Source organism: Kitasatospora fiedleri (assembly GCF_948472415.1).
Lineage (GTDB): Bacteria > Actinomycetota > Actinomycetes > Streptomycetales > Streptomycetaceae > Kitasatospora > Kitasatospora fiedleri.
On the sequence record NZ_OX419519.1, the window covers coordinates 5,127,152 to 5,143,690 of the forward strand.

General features: G+C 73.3%; 12 protein-coding genes. 8 read left to right on the forward strand and 4 right to left on the reverse strand.

The genetic code is table 11. The features are described from left to right. The first annotated feature begins 110 nt into the window (after window positions 1-110). From serA to cimA, 8 genes are all read left to right on the forward strand, one after another. The gene (gene serA, locus QMQ26_RS23585; RefSeq protein ID WP_100836254.1) at window positions 111-1,691 is read left to right on the forward strand and encodes a phosphoglycerate dehydrogenase; all 1,581 of its coding nucleotides are present in this window, start codon (window positions 111-113) and stop codon (window positions 1,689-1,691) included. 279 nt (window positions 1,692-1,970) lie between these two features. Continuing rightward, window positions 1,971-2,141: a hypothetical protein gene (locus QMQ26_RS23590; RefSeq protein WP_159073072.1), complete on the forward strand. Its 171-nt coding sequence runs from the start codon at window positions 1,971-1,973 to the stop codon at window positions 2,139-2,141. Window positions 2,142-2,236: 95 nt separating this feature from the next. Beyond that, window positions 2,237-5,344: a S8 family serine peptidase gene (locus tag QMQ26_RS23595; protein ID WP_282202607.1), complete on the forward strand. Its 3,108-nt coding sequence runs from the start codon at window positions 2,237-2,239 to the stop codon at window positions 5,342-5,344. 4 nt (window positions 5,345-5,348) lie between these two features. After that, on the forward strand, window positions 5,349-5,921 hold the full coding sequence (locus QMQ26_RS23600) for a Uma2 family endonuclease (protein ID WP_282202608.1): 573 nt from the start codon (window positions 5,349-5,351) through the stop codon (window positions 5,919-5,921). Between the two features lie 63 nt (window positions 5,922-5,984). After that, window positions 5,985-7,022, forward strand: coding sequence for a 3-isopropylmalate dehydrogenase (locus tag QMQ26_RS23605; protein WP_282202609.1), 1,038 nt, complete (start codon window positions 5,985-5,987; stop codon window positions 7,020-7,022). 174 nt (window positions 7,023-7,196) lie between these two features. Next, complete coding sequence (locus QMQ26_RS23610) at window positions 7,197-8,309, forward strand: branched-chain amino acid aminotransferase (protein ID WP_282202610.1); 1,113 nt, start codon at window positions 7,197-7,199, stop codon at window positions 8,307-8,309. Between the two features lie 99 nt (window positions 8,310-8,408). Beyond that, the gene (locus QMQ26_RS23615) at window positions 8,409-8,975 is read left to right on the forward strand and encodes a Uma2 family endonuclease (RefSeq protein ID WP_282202611.1); all 567 of its coding nucleotides are present in this window, start codon (window positions 8,409-8,411) and stop codon (window positions 8,973-8,975) included. A 329-nt stretch (window positions 8,976-9,304) separates the two neighbouring features. Beyond that, window positions 9,305-10,909, forward strand: a complete 1,605-nt coding sequence (gene cimA, locus QMQ26_RS23620) for a citramalate synthase (RefSeq protein WP_282202612.1) — start codon at window positions 9,305-9,307, stop codon at window positions 10,907-10,909. Between the two features lie 90 nt (window positions 10,910-10,999). Here the strand turns inward: cimA and QMQ26_RS23625 are convergent, their stop codons facing one another. The 4 genes from QMQ26_RS23625 to QMQ26_RS23640 all read right to left on the reverse strand — a co-directional run bounded on the left by QMQ26_RS23625 (window position 11,000) and on the right by QMQ26_RS23640 (window position 16,306). After that, on the reverse strand, window positions 11,000-11,587 hold the full coding sequence (locus QMQ26_RS23625; protein WP_100836245.1) for a GTP-binding protein: 588 nt from the start codon (window positions 11,585-11,587) through the stop codon (window positions 11,000-11,002). Beyond that, a complete protein-coding gene (locus QMQ26_RS23630; RefSeq protein ID WP_100836247.1) occupies window positions 11,568-12,203 on the reverse strand; it encodes a DUF742 domain-containing protein in 636 nt (211 codons plus the stop codon). Before QMQ26_RS23630 ends, QMQ26_RS23625 begins: the two co-directional genes overlap by 20 nt. 166 nt (window positions 12,204-12,369) lie before the next feature. After that, on the reverse strand, window positions 12,370-12,783 hold the full coding sequence (locus QMQ26_RS23635) for a roadblock/LC7 domain-containing protein (RefSeq protein WP_014138208.1): 414 nt from the start codon (window positions 12,781-12,783) through the stop codon (window positions 12,370-12,372). A 10-nt stretch (window positions 12,784-12,793) separates the two neighbouring features. Next, window positions 12,794-16,306 (reverse strand): nitrate- and nitrite sensing domain-containing protein, encoded by a 3,513-nt coding sequence (locus tag QMQ26_RS23640; RefSeq protein ID WP_282202613.1) that lies wholly within the window; start codon window positions 16,304-16,306, stop codon window positions 12,794-12,796. Window positions 16,307-16,539: the final 233 nt, after the last annotated feature.

Genomic DNA, 16,539 nt, shown 5'->3' on the forward strand with positions numbered 1-16,539 from the left:
TCAGGCCCACAGCGTCGTGCGTCTAGCTACGCGACATGCCACCTTCCCCCCGCCCTGTGCGCGCCACCTCCGTGCGGCGGGGTGAACCGGACAGTTAAGGACACACTGTCGTGAGCAAATCTGTCGTACTGATCGCCGAAGAGCTGTCGCCCGCCACCGTCGACGCGCTGGGCCCCGACTTCGAGATCCGGCACTGCAACGGCGCCGACCGCACCGAGCTGCTGACCGCGATCGCCGACGTCGACGCCATCCTGATCCGCTCCGCCACCAAGGTGGACGCCGAGGCGCTGGCCGCCGCCAAGAAGCTGAAGGTCGTCGCCCGGGCCGGCGTCGGCCTGGACAACGTGGACGTGGCCGCCTCCACCAAGGCCGGCGTGATGGTCGTCAACGCGCCGACCTCGAACATCGTCACCGCCGCCGAGCTGGCCTGCGGCCTGCTGATCTCGGTCGCCCGCAACATCGCGCCCGCCAACGCCGCGCTCAAGGGCGGCGAGTGGAAGCGCAACAAGTACACCGGCGTCGAGCTGAGCGAGAAGGTGCTCGGCGTGGTCGGCCTCGGCCGGATCGGCGTGCTGGTCGCGCAGCGGATGTCCGCGTTCGGCATGAAGATCGTCGCGTACGACCCCTACATCCAGGCCGCCCGCGCGGCCCAGATGGGCGTCAAGCTGCTCTCCCTGGAGGAGCTGCTGGAGGTCGCGGACTTCATCACCGTCCACCTCCCGAAGACCCCGGAGACCATCGGCCTGATCGGCGACGAGGCGCTGCACAAGGTCAAGCCGAGCGTGCGGATCGTCAACGCCGCCCGCGGCGGCATCGTCGACGAGGACGCGCTGCTGCGCGCGCTCCAGGAGGGCCGGGTCGCCGGCGCCGGCCTGGACGTGTACGCCAAGGAGCCGTGCACCGACTCGCCGCTGTTCGCCTTCGACAACGTGGTCGCCACCCCGCACCTGGGCGCCTCCACCGACGAGGCGCAGGAGAAGGCCGGCATCGCGGTCGCCCGCTCGGTGCGCCTGGCGCTGGCCGGCGAGCTGGTGCCGGACGCGGTCAACGTCCAGGGCGGCGTGATCGCCGAGGACGTCCGCCCGGGCCTGCCGCTGGCCGAGAAGCTCGGCCGGATCTTCACCGCGCTGGCCGGCGAGGTCGCCGTCCGGCTGGACGTCGAGGTCCGCGGCGAGATCACCCAGCACGACGTCAAGGTGCTCGAACTCTCCGCGCTGAAGGGCGTGTTCGAGGACGTGGTGGCCGAGACGGTGTCCTACGTCAACGCCCCGCTGTTCGCCCAGGAGCGCGGCGTCGAGGTGCGGCTGACCACCTCCAGCGAGTCGCCCGAGCACCGCAACGTGATCACCGTGCGCGGCACCCTGGCCGACGGCGGCGAGGTGTCGATCTCCGGCACCCTGTCCGGCCCGAAGCAGGCCCAGAAGATCGTCGGCGTGGACGGCTTCGACGTCGACGTGGCGCTCACCGACCACATGGCGTTCTTCCACTACCAGGACCGCCCCGGCGTGGTCGGCACCCTGGGCCGCATCCTCGGCGACGCGGGCATCAACATCGCCGGCATGCAGGTCGCCCGGGACGGCGACAGCGCGCTGGCCTCGATCACCGTGGACAGCGAGGTCTCCCCGGAGGTCCTGTCCGAGATCGCGACCGCGATCGGCGCCAAGTTCGCCCGCTCGGTGAACCTGGGCTGACGCCCCGGCAGCTTCGAACGGCCCTTCCGACCTTGAGGCGGAAGGGCCGTTCGCATACCCGGGAGTGAACTCCGTCTCAGATACTAGGAAATCCAAGTAAATCTGCTGACCTCGCGGCCCCGCCGTCGTACCGTGGAGTAGTCCTACGGTGAGCCACCCCCGCAACGACGGGGCGAGCGGCCCGTACGGCCCGTACGCGGTGCGGCAGGCGATCCCTGCTCGGCGTACCCCCCTCACCCCGCCAGCGCGCCGTCGCGCCCCCGCACCAAGGAGCCCGGTATGCCGTTCGTCGCAGACCGCACCACCGCCCCCGCCGCCGCCGAGACCGCCACCGCCGCCCGCCCCGCGGCCCGGCGCCGCCGCCGCGCCGTCCCGGCCGACCCGCGCACCGCGGCCGCCCTGCAGCGCGCCCTCGACCGCCGCGACAACGGCGCCCAGGTGGCCGACTGACCGCCGATCCCGCTGCTGCGCCGGACGGGTGACGGACCGTCACCCGTGCGGTGAACCTCCCCGCCCGGCCCGGCGGCGGCTCCTACCTTGGGGCCGTGCGCACCCCTCTCGGCCTCCTCGCCGCCCTCGCCCTGCTCGCCCCGGCCGCCGTCGTCCCCGCCTCGGCCGCCCAGGCCGCCGGCCCGGACGGACCCCGCACCACCGTGTTCGTGGAGCTCGACACCGAGCCCGCCGCCACCGCCTGGCAGCGGGCCCGGGACGACGCCCGCCGCGAGCTGCGCACCCCCGACCAGACCCGGCGCGCCGCCGCCACCGCCGGACAGGCCCAACGGGCCGTCGCGGAACGCTCGTTGGACACGCTCACCGCGGCCCTGCGGCGCGCCGTCCCGGACGCCCGCCCGCTCTACCGCACCCGCACCCTGGTCAGCGGCCTCGCCCTGCGGCTGCCCGCCGCCGAGCTGCCGCGGCTGGCCGCCCTGCCCGGGGTCCGCGCGGTGCGCCCCGTCACGCCCAAGCGGCGCGCCAACGGGTACTCGGTGCCGCTCACCGGCGCCCCGCAGGTCTGGGACGGCCCCGAGGGCCGCACCGGCGAGGGCGTCCGGATCGGCGTCGTCGACTCCGGCATCGACTACACCCACGCCGACTTCGGCGGCCCCGGCACCGCCGAGGCGTACCGCGCGGTGGACGGCGCCGCGCCCGCGCCCGCCGGGCTGTTCCCCAACGCCAAGGTGGTCGGCGGCAAGGACCTGGTCGGCGACGACTACGACCCCGACCCGGCCGCCGCCCACTACCAGCCCGAGCCGCACCCCGACGACAACCCGCTCGACTGCGCCGCCAACGGCCACGGCACCCACGTGGCCGGCACCGCCGCCGGGTACGGCGTCACCGCCGACGGCGGGACCTACCGCGGTCCCTACCGGCCCGGCCTGGACCCGGCCGGCTTCCGGGTCGCCCCCGGCGCGGCCCCCGGCGCCCGGCTCTACGCGATCAAGGTGTTCGGCTGCGAGGGCTCCACCGACCAGCTCGCCGCCGCCCTCGACCTGGCCGCCGACCCGGACGGCGACGGCGACCCGTCCGACCGCCTCGACGTGGTCAACCTCTCGCTCGGCAGCCCCTACGGCCGCCCCGGCGACGCCGACGCGCTGGCCGCCGACCGGCTCGCCGCGCTCGGCACCGTCGTGGTCGCCGCCGCCGGCAACGAGGGCGACGTGTACGGCGTCGGCGGCAGCCCCGGCACCGCCGCCCGGGTGCTCACCGCCGCCGCCTCGGTCGACCCGCACGGCGACGCCGACGGCGTCACCGTGCTCGCCCCCGCCGCCCTGGCCGGGGACGTCCCCGCGCACTGGAGCAGCAAGTACACGCACTGGGACGACACCGAGGTCAGCGGCGAACTCGCCGTCCCCGCCGACCAGTCGGACGGCTGCGCGCCCTTCTCGCCCGCCGACGCCGAGCGGCTGCGCGGCAAGGTCGCCGTCCTGCGCTGGACCACCAAGGACCCGGACCGGGCCTGCGGCTCCGCCCCGCGCGCCGACCACGCCGCCGACGCCGGAGCCGTCGGCGCGCTCTACGCCGCCGACGGCGACAACCTCGGCGAGATCGCCGGCGACGACCGGATTCCGGCCGCGATCCTGGCCCGCGCCGACGGCGAACGGCTGCTGGAGGCGCTCGGCGGCGGCCCGGTCGCCGTCCGGCTCGCCACCCCCGGCAACCCGCTGCACGGCGCCGTCCCGCAGGACCAGCCGGAGCGCACCGACACCCTGACCTCCTTCACCTCCCGCGGCATCGGCGTCGACGGCGTCGTCAAGCCCGACCTGGCCGCCCCCGGCGAGACCGTCTGGTCCGCCAAGGCGGGCACCGGCACCGGCGGCATGCGCGAGGACGGCACCTCGATGGCCACCCCGCACCTGGCCGGCCTGGCCGCGCTGGTCCGCTCCGCGCACCCCGACTACGACGCGGCCCAGGTCAAGGCCGCGCTGATGGACACCGCCACCGACACCTACCTGCACGACGGCCGCACCGGCCCGGTGTACGGCCCCGAGCGCACCGGCAGCGGCCGGGCCCGGGTCGACGCCGCGGTCCGCACCCCCGTGCTCGCGTACGGCGCGCAGACCGACGGCGCGGTCGGCGTCTCCTTCGGCGTGGTCGAGGCCACCGGCGCCGCCACCGCCACCCGCGAGGTGACCGTCCGCAACCTCGGCGACCGTCCGCTCGCGTACGCCACCGGCTACGCGCCCGCCACCGCGCTGCCCGGCGCGTCCTTCGGTATCTCGCCCGCCCGGGTCGACCTGCCGCCGCACGGCAGCGCCACCGTCACCGTCACCCTCCGGCTCGGCCCCGACCTCGGCCGGGCCCCCGACCCCACCCTCGACCTGCTCCAGGCCGGACACGCCCGCAGCTACCGCGGCGAACTCTCCGGCCGGCTCACCCTCACCCCCGCCGACGACACCCTCCCGCCGCTGCGCGTCCCGCTGTTCGCCGCCCCGCGCGCCGCCTCCGCCACCACCGTGCTCGGCACCGCCGCCACCTTCGCCGTCTCCGGCGCCCCGCGCCCCGGCCTGCTCAGCGTCCTCCAGCCCGGCGGCGAAGGACCGCGCTGGCCGGACTGCCCCGCCGCCGACACCGACCTCTGCGTCGACGACCCCGCCGAGCGCTCCGCGAACCTGCGCCGCGCGGCCGCCGCCGTCGACGGCCACGGCACCCTCTACCTCGCCGCCGTCCTGTGGGCCCCCGCCGCCACCCCCGCCGGCGCCCTCGGCGTGCGCGCCTCGCTGGACGCCGACGGCGACGGCACCCCCGACGCCACCGTGATCGCCGACCGCCTCCCCGGCAGCGACGTCCTGGTCGCCCGCACCCTGGACGCCCGCACCGGCGCCGAACTCGACGTCCAGCCGCTCAACGGCCGCTGGGGCGACACCGACACCGCCCTGCTCGACTCCGACACCCTCCTGCTCCCCGTCCGCCTCACCGCCCTCCCCCCGCTCACCCACCCCCGCTACACCCTCTGGACCGCCCCCTCCGAGGACCCCGCCGACGCCCTCGCCACCCTCGGCCCCTACCCCCTCGACCCCGCCCTCCCCACTCCCGTCCTCACCCCCGTCCACCCCGGCCAGGTCCTGCACACCCCGCTGTCCTCCGCCCTGGTCCTCCACCACCTCAACCCGACCGGCCGCCGCGTCCAGCTCCTCACCCCGAACGGCGGCTGACCGGATGGACCGCGCCGAGGAGCTGACGCCTTACCCGGACTGGATCCGCCCGCCCGCCCGCGGTTACCGGGCCGAGGACCTGGACCGGCTTCCCGACGCCCCGCCGCACACCGAACTGATCGCCGGGAGCCTGATCTTCACCGCTCCGCGGACCAAGTGGGAGACGCGGACCGCGACCCTGCTGCACAGCGCCTTGCAAGCCGCGCCGCCCGACTGGGAGGTGTGGCGCTCGATGACCGTCGTCCTCGATGAGCGGAACCGTCCGGAACCGGATCTGATGCTGGTCGACGCACACGCGGCCTGGGGACTCCGTGCCACCTTCTGCCGGGCCGAGAACGTGCTGCTCGTCGTCGAGGTGGTGTCCGAGGAGTCGGAGGAGCGCGACCGCGAGACCAAGCCCCGCAAGTACGCCGCCGCCGGCATCCGCCACTTCTGGCGGGTGGAGAACGTCGACGGGCGCCCGGTCGTCCACGCCTACGAGCTGGACCCGGCGAGCAACCGCTACACGCCCACCGGGATCTTCCACGACCGCCTCAAGGTCGAGCACCCGTTCCCGGTCGAGATCGAGCTGGTCTGACCGCCCGTCCGGATGGTGGACGGTGCGTGCTCAGGCCGTGGGACGGGTTGTAGTGTCCGATTTATGTCTCGCACCATTCGTCTCGCAGTGATCCCGGGTGACGGCATCGGCCAGGAGGTCGTGGCCGAGGGCCTCAAGGTGCTCCGCACCGCCCTGCCCTCCGACGTCAAGCTGGAGACCACCGAGTACGACCTCGGCACACGGCTCTACCACCGGACGGGGGAGACCCTTCCCGACGCGGTGCTGGAGGAGATCAAGGGGCAGGACGCGATCCTGCTCGGCGCCATCGGCGACCCCAGCGTGCCGTCCGGCGTGCTGGAGCGCGGGCTGCTGCTGAAGCTGCGCTTCGCCTTCAACCAGTACATCAACCTGCGTCCGGGCAAGCTGTTCCCGAACGTGAAGTCGCCGCTGGCCGGCGACCCGGAGATCGACTTCGTGGTGGTCCGCGAGGGCACCGAGGGCCCGTACGTCGGCAACGGCGGCACGCTGCGCACCGGCACCCCGCAGGAGGTCGCCACCGAGGTCTCGCTGAACACCGCGTACGGCATCGAGCGGGTGGTCCGGGACGCGTACCGCCGGGCCCAGGGCCGGCCGCGCAAGAAGCTCACGCTGGTCCACAAGAACAACGTGCTGGTGCACGCCGGCCACCTGTGGACCCGGATCTTCCAGCAGGTCGGCCGGGAGTTCCCCGAGGTCACCACCGACTACCTGCACGTGGACGCGGCGACGATCTTCTTCGTCACCCAGCCCGAGCGCTTCGACGTGATCGTCACCGACAACCTGTTCGGCGACATCATCACCGACCTCGCCGCGGCCGTCACCGGCGGCATCGGCCTGGCCGCGTCCGGCAACATCAACCCGGACGGCGAGTTCCCGTCGATGTTCGAGCCGGTGCACGGCTCCGCCCCGGACATCGCCGGCCAGGGCAAGGCCGACCCGACCGCCACGGTCCTCTCGGTCGCCATGCTGCTGGAGCACCTCGGCTTCGCCGCCGAGGCCGCCCGGGTCGAGGACGCGGTCGCCGCGGACCTCGCCGCCCGCTCCGGCGCCCGCTCCACCTCCGAGGTCGGCGACGCGCTCGCCGCCCGAGTATCCGGCTGACCGGCCGGAAGACAGTCTCCGGCCGGTGGGCCGGTTCATAGCGCGAGCACAGCCGCCCGGCTGTTCGGCACGGCCCTCTGGATGCGAGTATCGACAGTGGGCCGTGCCGTCATGCGTTCCCCCGCCCTGACGGTTGGAGGCCCAGCCCAACCCCACGGTGAAGGACAGACAGCCATGAGCACGCCCATCCCGGCGCCCATCACGTTCGACCTCAAGCCCTCCGCACGCCCCCTGTCCGACGAGGAGCGCGAGGCCCGACTGGCCAGCCCCGGTTTCGGCCGCGTCTTCACCGACCACATGGTGACCGTCCGCTGGACCGAGGGCCTGGGCTGGCACGACGCCCAGCTGACGCCGTACGCGCCGCTGGAGATCGACCCGGCCAACATGACGCTGCACTACGGCCAGTCGATCTTCGAGGGGCTCAAGGCGTACCGGCAGGCCGACGGCTCGATCGCCACCTTCCGCCCGGAGGCCAACGCCGCCCGCTTCCAGGCCTCCGCCCGCCGGCTGGCGATGCCCGAGCTGCCGATCGAGACCTTCGTCGAGGCCGTCGAGCTGCTCGTCCAGCAGGACCGCGACTGGGTGCCGAACCAGCCCGAGCAGAGCCTCTACCTGCGGCCGTTCATGTTCGCCACCGAGGTCGGCCTGGGCGTGCGCCCCGCCAACTCCTACCTCTTCATGATCATCGCCTCGCCGGCCGGCGCGTACTTCTCCGGCGGGGTCAAGCCGGTCTCGGTCTGGCTCTCCGAGGACTACGTCCGCGCCGCGCCCGGCGGCACCGGCGCCGCCAAGTGCGCCGGCAACTACGCGGCCTCGCTGGTCGCCCAGGCCGAGGCCGCCGCCAAGGGCTGCGACCAGGTGGTCTGGCTCGACGCCACCGAGCACAAGTGGGTCGAGGAGATGGGCGGCATGAACCTCTACTTCGTGCTCGGCGAGGGCGAGGACGCCACCGTCGTCACCCCCGAGCTCTCCGGCTCCCTGCTCCCCGGCATCACCCGCGACTCGCTGCTCGCCCTGGCCGCCGACCTCGGCCACCGCACCGAGGAGCGGCGGATCTCCACCGACGAGTGGAAGCGCGGCAACGCCGACGGCACCATCACCGAGGTCTTCGCCTGCGGCACCGCCGCCGTCATCACCCCCGTCGGCCACGTCAAGTCCGCCACCGCCGACTGGACCGTCGCCACCGGCGAGCCCGGCCCCGTCACCCTCAAGCTCCGCGATGCCCTCCTCGCCATCCAGGGCGGCCGGGCCGCCGACGCCCACGGCTGGATGCACACCATCGCCTGACCACCGGTCCCGGGCCCGGGCGTTCCATGGCGGAACGCCCGGGCCGGATAACCTCGGAACGCCCCACTCATTGAGCAGCCCGGATCGGAGGGAGTGACGATGAGCGCCGCGACGTACGACACCGCCGACGTCCACCGCAGCCCGGAGGACGACCTCCTCAAGGCATTCCTCGCCCTGGACACCCCGGAGGGGTTCAAGGCCGAGCTCTTCGAGGGAGGGATCGTCGTGACGCCACCGCCGGACGGTGACCACGAGGGCGCCATCGGCCGGATCGTCCGCCAGGTGTTCCGGCTGTGCGACGCGGACATCACGTTCGCCGGGAACAAGGGACTGATCGTTCCCGGCGGCAGGTTCACCCCCGACGGGACGTTCGCCCACGAGGGGGCGTTCGACGGCCGGCCCGCGTGGATGAAGCCGGACGGGATCGTCATGGTCCTGGAGGTCACCTCCAGCAACCCCGCGAAGGACCGCTGGGACAAGCGGAAGGGCTACGCCGCGGCGGGGATTCCGCTGTACCTGTTGGTGGACCGCAAGGCCGGCAAGGTGGTGCTGCACAGCCACCCGGAGAGCGGGGAGTACGCCGCCACGACCTCCGTGCCGTTCGGGGACCCGTTGCCGCTGCCGAAGCCGTTCGGGTTCGACCTGGCGACGGACCGGCTGGCTTGACCCGTTCCGGATGGCGAGACGGCCCTCCCGTCCGGCGGGGCGTGTGCAAGACTGCGAGGGTGTCCTCGCTTTCGCTGATGATTAGCAGCAGGCGCGCCGGTCCGCAGTGACCGCTCCACGGCTACACCCAGATCGCGGAGCGACCACGAGCGTCCAGACCCGCGCGCAGACCTCTCGCACCCGCGAGGGGTCTTTTGTTTTGCCTCCCGGACCGGCCCGGGCCCTCACGAGGGGGCCGGAGACACCGGGGACGCGCGCGGGATGCTGGACAGTGGAGCCGGATTCCGATCCCGGCAGCAGTAACTCCACCGAACGGAGAACCCAGGGCCATGACCGAGGCCAACAGCCGCCCCAGCGACGGCTTCCACGTCTTCGACACCACGCTCCGCGACGGCGCCCAGCGCGAGGGCATCAACCTCACGGTGGCGGACAAGCTGGCCATCGCGCGCCACCTGGACGAGTTCGGTGTCGGTTTCATCGAGGGCGGCTGGCCCGGCGCCAACCCCCGGGACACCGAGTTCTTTGCCCGCGCCCAGGCCGAGCTGGAGTTCCGCAACGCCCGGCTGGTGGCGTTCGGCGCGACCCGCCGGGCCGGCGGGAAGGCCGCCGAGGACCCGCAGTTGGCCGCGCTGGTGGCCTCCGGCGCGCCGGTGGTGACGCTGGTGGCGAAGTCGCACGACCGGCACGTGGAGCTGGCGCTGCGCACCACGCTGGAGGAGAACCTGGAGATGGTCCGGGACAGCGTGGAGTTCCTGCGCGCCCAGGGCCGCCGGGTGTTCATCGACTGCGAGCACTTCTTCGACGGCTACCGGGCGAACCCGCAGTACGCGCTGGCGGTCGTCCGGACCGCCCACGAGGCGGGCGCGGACGTGGTGGTGCTGTGCGACACCAACGGCGGCATGCTGCCCTCCGGCGTGCGCGAGATCGTCGCCGCCGTGCTGGCCGAGACCGGGGCCCGCCTCGGCATCCACGCCCAGGACGACACCGGCTGCGCGGTCGCCAACACGCTGGCCGCCGTCGACGCCGGGGCCACCCACGTGCAGTGCACCGCCAACGGCTACGGCGAGCGGGTCGGCAACGCCAACCTGTTCCCGGTCGCGGCGGCGCTGGAGCTCAAGTACGACCGCCGGGTGCTGCCGGCCGGGGCGCTGGCCGAGATGACCCGGATCTCGCACGCCATCGCCGAGGTGGTGAACCTGACCCCGTCCACCCACCAGCCGTACGTCGGCTTCTCGGCGTTCGCGCACAAGGCGGGCCTGCACGCCTCCGCGATCAAGGTCGACCCGGACCTGTACCAGCACATCGACCCCGCGCTGGTCGGCAACACCATGCGGATGCTGGTGTCCGACATGGCCGGCCGGGCGTCGATCGAGCTGAAGGGCAAGGAGCTGGGCTACGACCTGACCGGCGACCGCGACCTGGCGGGCCGGGTGGTGGCCCGGGTGAAGGCGCAGGAGAACCTCGGCTACACCTACGAGGCGGCGGACGCCTCCTTCGAGCTGCTGCTGCGCGACGAGGTGAACGGCGGCGAGCGGCAGCGGTTCTTCGCGCTGGAGTCCTGGCGGTCCATCAGCGAGCAGGGTCCGAACGGCTTCGCGGGCAACGAGGCCACCGTGAAGCTGTGGGCCAAGGGCGAGCGGAAGGTGGCCACCGGCGAGGGCAACGGCCCGGTGGACGCGCTGGACAAGGCGCTGCGCGCGGCGCTGGAGCCGATCTACCCGCCGCTGGCGAAGCTGGAGCTGGTGGACTACAAGGTCCGCATCCTGGAGGGCCAGCACGGCACCGGGTCCAAGACCCGGGTGCTGATCGAGTCCACCGACGGCACCGGGACCTGGTCGACGGTCGGCGTCGCGGACAACGTGATCGCCGCGTCCTGGGTGGCGCTGGAGGACGCGTACACCTACGGGCTGCTGAGGGCCGATCAGCAGCCGTAGCACCGGTCGGTGTGCGGACGTGCCCAGGGGGCGTGCGGAAGGCTCCGCACGCCCCCTGCTGGCGTGTCCACTACCACCCTTGACGGGCCTTCATCGGAGTCGGGCGAGGAGGGCGTGTTCGACGAGGGTGATGAGGGCGCTCTTGGCGCTGTCGCGGCGTCGGGCGTCGAGGGTGATGATGGGGATCTCGGTGTTGAGTTGGAGTGCTTCGCGGACTTCTTCGGGGGTGTGGGCCTGGTGTCCGTCGAAGCCGTTGAGGGCGACGACGAAGGGGAGGCCGCTGTTCTCGAAGTAGTCGAGGGCGGGGAAGCAGTCGGCGAGGCGGCGGGTGTCGACGAGGACGACGGCGCCGATGGCGCCGCGGACGAGGTCGTCCCACATGAACCAGAAGCGGTCCTGTCCGGGGGTGCCGAAGAGGTAGAGGATGAGGTCTTCGTCGAGGGTGATGCGGCCGAAGTCCATGGCGACGGTGGTGGTGGTCTTGCCGGAGACGTGGCTGAGGTCGTCGATGCCGGCGGAGGCCGAGGTCATGACGGCTTCGGTGCGCAGGGGGTTGATCTCGGAGACCGCGCCGACGAGGGTGGTCTTGCCCACGCCGAATCCGCCGGCGACGACGATCTTGGCGGAGGTGGTGGCGCGGCTGGGGGCGGCGGCCGCGTTAGAGCTTGCGAAGTCCACTGAGGACCCTTTCGAGCAGCGTGACGTCGGGCTGGTTGCCGGATTCGCCGCCGGCTGCGGGCTGGTGGATGGCGACCAGGCCGGCCTCGGCCAGGTCCGCCACGAGGATGCGGGCCACTCCCAGCGGGAGGCCGAGCAGCGCGGAGATCTCGGCCACCGACTTCACGTCGGAGCTGCACAGCGCGCAGATCCGCTGGTGCTCGGGCAGCAGGGTGGCCATCCGGGCCTGGTCGACCGCGGCGGAGACCAGGGCCTCCAGCGCGAGTTCGTAGCGCGGCCGGGTGCGTCCGCCGGTCATGGCGAAGGGCCGGATCAGCGGCTCGGCGTCCTCCTCCTCGTCGGCGTACTCCTCGACGTGGCCGGGCTGCTGCTCCTCGTAGCGGTGCGGCAGGCCGGGGTCGGGGAACGAGTCGGCACCGGGGTGGGCCTGGCCGTATCCGTCCGGCTGCTGGTACCAGCGCGGATCGGACTGCGGGGGCAGGTACGACTGGCCACCGTTGAACTGCGGCGCGTACTGCGGCTGCTGACCGTGGCCGACGCCGGGAACCCCGAAAGCGTCGTGGCCGGAGCCCGCGTACGGGGCGCCGTACTGGCCACTGTGGTCGGGCGGTGTCACGGTTCATCTCCTCAAAGGGTGCGGCGGTGCGTTGCTGGCCGCGTCGCCGGGGAGCGCCGTGGCCGGTGGTGCGAAGGCCGTACAACGCCCGGTCCCGAGGCCGCCGAAGCGACCTCGGGACGGGCAATGAGGTCTTTCGAATACCAGGACGGTATCCGACGAACCGTCAGTGCAGGAGACTGCCCTGGAGTTCGGCCCGCAGCGCGGGCGTCAGGACCGCGCCGGCGCGGTCCACGAGGAGGGCCATCTCGTAGCCGACGAGACCGATGTCGGAGTCCGGCGAGGCGAGGACCGCGAGCGCGGAGCCGTCGCTGACCGCCATCAGGAACAGGAAGCCCCGCTCCATCTCGACCACGGTCTGGGTCACGTCGCCGCCCTCGAAGATGCGGCTGGCGCCGGAGGTCAGCGAGGTCAGTCCGGAGGCGACGGCGGCCAGCTGGTCGGCGCGGTCCCGGGGGAAGCCCTCGGACATGCACAGCAGCAGACCGTCGGCGGAGACCACCACGGTGTGGGACACCCCGGGGGTGTTGTCCACGAAATTGGTGATCAGCCAGTTCAGGTTCTGTGCGGCCTGGCTCATCTGGGTCAACTCAACGCTCCTGCTGGTTCGAGCCGCCGAAGAGATCGGTGCTGCTGTTGTGCGGTTCATCACCGTACGCCCCCTGGTCGGGGTCGATCCGGAAACTACCGGTGGTACCGGGGTCGCCGCCGGCCTGGCGGCCCTGCTCGACGCCGCGGCGTAGGTTGGTCAGGCGGCCGCGGACCTCGTTCGGGTCACGGGAGACCTGCGGCCCCTCCTGCGGGGTGGTCCGGGCGTTGCCCGGCACCAGGTTCTGGCGCGGCACCCGGCGCGGCAGGCCCGAGGGGGTCGTGCCGGCCGAGGAGGGCTCGCGGAGCTTCTCCGCGCGCTGCCAGCCGTCGTCGTTCGGCGACTCCCACTCGCTGGGCGCCGCGGTCGGACCGGTCGGCCCGTAGCCGCCCAGCGCCGACACGTCGTGCCCGCGCGGCTCGGCCGACGCCGAGGTGTCCTTCGCGCCGGTGAACCAGTTCGGGGTCTCGCCGTCCGCCGCCCGGCCCGCGCCGCCGCCGCCCGCCAGCTGCTGGCCCGGCCGCCGCTGCGGCAGCGCGCCGCCCGGCTGCTGCTCCGCGGGACGGGCCGGCGGCAGGGCCGGCAGCTCCTCCGCGGGGTACGGGTGCCCGGCGGGCTCCTCGTAGCCGTAGTCCTGCTGCTGGTACTCGTCGGCGTACTGGGCCTGCGGGTACGGCCCGTCGGCGTACTGCTGCCCGTCGGCGTACTGTCCGTCGTCGTACTGCCCCTCGCCGTAGCCCGGCTGGTACGCCTCGGCGTACTGCTGCTCGTCGCCGTAGCCGGCCTGCTGCGGGTACGGCCCGGGGGCGTACGGCTCGTCGGCGTACTGCGCGGGCGCGTACGGGGCGGCGGGGTAGCCGTAGGCGTCGCCCTGCGGGGCCTGCTGGGGCTCGAAGGGGCGGCCGTAGGCGTCCGCCTCGGAGCGGCGGTACGGGTCGTCCTGGGGGCGCTGGTAGCCGCCCGCGTCCGGCTCCGGGTACTGCTCCCGGTAGCCGTCCCCGGGGTGGCCCGGCTCGCCGTAGGGCGACTCCAGGACCTCCGCCTCCATCGGCTCCTCGGCGGCGCTCGGGCCGGCCTCCAGGGCGGCCCGGCGGCGCTCCTCCAGGCGCTGGGAGCGCTGCATGGACTCCAGCGCGGGGGAGAAGCCGTTGCCGGGCACGGCGCCGCGGGCGGGCAGGTGGTCGTCGAAGCCGAGTTCGGCGGCGGTGCGCTCCTGGCCCTCGAAGGCCCACTCGGCGGCCGGCTCCTGCTCGGCGAAGATCCGGGAGACCGTGAACTCCTCGGCCTGCGGCTCCGGCGCCGTCATGCCCAGCTGGGTGAGCTGCTGCGGCAGCATGACCAGCGAGGTGGTGCCGGCCGACTCGCCGGAGGGGCGCAGCTGCACCCGGATGTCGTGCCGCTGGGACAGCCGGCCGACCACGAACAGGCCCATCCGGCGGGAGATGGTGGCGTCGACGGTGGGCGGCTCGGCCAGCTTCTCGTTGATCTCGGCGAAGTCCTCGGCGGTCAGGCCGATGCCCTTGTCGTGGATCTCGACCAGCACCCGGCCGTCCGGCAGCCGGGTCGCGTTGACCAGCACCCGGGTCTGCGGGGAGGAGAACGAGGTGGCGTTCTCCAGCAGCTCGGCGAGCAGGTGGACGAGGTCGGTCACGGCGGGGCCGACCACGTCGGCCTCGGGGATGCCGGCCAGTTCGATCCGCTCGTAGTGCTCCACCTCGGAGGCCGCGGCGCGCAGCACGTCGACCAGCGGCACCGGGGTGTTCCAGCGGCGGCCGGGCTCCTCGCCCGCGAGGACGAGGAGGTTCTCGCCGTTGCGGCGCATGCGGGTCGCGAGGTGGTCCAGCTTGAAGAGGTTCTCCAGCTGGTCCGGGTCGCCCTCGTTGTTCTCCAGGTCGGTGATCAGCGCCAGCTGGCGCTGGATCAGGCCCTGGCTGCGGCGCGACAGGTTGGTGAAGATCGCGTTGACGTTCCCTCGCAGCAGCGCCTGCTCGGCGGCCAGCGAGACGGCCTGCTGGTGGACCTGGTCGAAGGCGCGGGCGACCTCGCCGATCTCGTCCCGGCCGTGCAGCGGGATCGGGCTGACCGAGGTGTCGACCCGTTCCGGGTCGGTCTTGGAGAGCTTGTCGACCAGCTCCGGCAGGCGGTGGTTGGCGATGTCGAGCGCGGCGGTGTTCAGGGTCCGCATGCCGAGGATCATCGAGCGGGCGATGTAGCCGGTGAGCAGACCGGCCAGCACCAGCGAGGCGACCACGATCAGCGAGTTGAGCACCCAGTCGGTGAAGGCCCGGTCCTTGATGCCCTGGGCCTCGCCGACGACCTGGCCGAGCAGGTCGGTCTCGGCGGAGCGCAGCGCGCTCATGTGGCTCTTGGTGGCCTGGTCCCACAGCGGGCGGGTCAGGCCGTCCTTGCCGACCTGGTCGATGATCTTGGCGGCGTTGTCGCCGCCGGCCGAGGTGCTGGACAGCTGGCCGGCGTAGGACATGCCGACCGCGAGCAGGCCCTCCATGGTGGGCAGGCTGTGGCCGTCGGGCATCCGCAGCGGCAGGCGCTGGTCGGCGGTGGCCTGGTCGACCAGGGCGTCCGAGTAGACCTTGAGCTCGGCCTCGTCGGAGGCGGTGTTGAACTCGCTGAGCGCGGTCTGCTCCAGGCGGGAGGCGACCACCAGCGACTGGATCAGGTCCTCGCCCTCGTGGCCGTCCACGCCGCCGACGCCGAGGCCGACGAGCAGCTGGAGCATCAGCGCGCGCTGGGTCGAGGCGGACGCCTTGGCCAGCGACATCGCGTAGATCGCGCGGCCCTTGGAGGTGACGTTGGTGGAGCCGAAGCCGACCGAGTTGTCCACCGCCAGCAGCGGCGCGAAGATCAGCGAGTAGGCGTTGGCGGTCGCGGTCGCGAACAGCTCCGGCTTGTAGGCGTTGGCGCGCAGGTGCGGCAGGTACGCCATCGCCGCCTGGAACTGGTCGTTGCGGCGCGCCATGGTGGCGTCGCCCTTGATCGCGTGGAACGCGTCGTTGTAGCCCTTCAGGGCCTCGTCGGTCTTGTCCCGGAGCTTCTTGACCTCGCCCTGGTCGCCCTGCCCGGTGAGCAGCGGCACCAGGGTCTCGTCGCGCTCCTGCTCCAGCGCGTCGGCCAGCTTGGTGGCGGCGCTGGCCAGGTTGGCGATGCGCACCGCCCGGTCGGCCTGGTTGTAGTCGTCCAGCGAGGTGTTGACGCGCAGGCCGCCGAAGACCAGCGCGATGATGACCGGGATGACCAGGATGGCCACCAGCCGGGTCGGCACGCGCCAGTTCAGCGGGGACAGGAAGTCGTACCGGCTGCCGCCGCGGCGCGGGGCCTCCTCGGCGGGCCCGGGGCGCGCGGCCGGCTCGGTGGCGGCGGGGCGGGTCTGCTCGGCGCGCTCGCGCTCCCCGGGCGCGGTGAACGCGGAGAACTGACCGGTGGTCGGGCCGCTACCCGGGTCCTGCTGGCGGGGCTCGGAGCGCCGCTGAGGGGTGACTGGCTGCTTACGCCTCACTCGACAACAACCTCTCGACCGACTGGCGGCCATGGATCTATCCGGCGGCTACCCCCCGGCGGGCCGCGGCCCGCGTGGGTCCTACGGGGTAGCTGGAATTCCAACACGAGCCGGTGGGCCGGACAAACGGCCCCGCCGCCCCGAGCGCCAGGGGTGGAAAACGGACATAACTGGTTGAAATCCCGCAAAGTTCAAGGTCATTGGCGCGGACCGGGTTCGGACGGCTACGCACG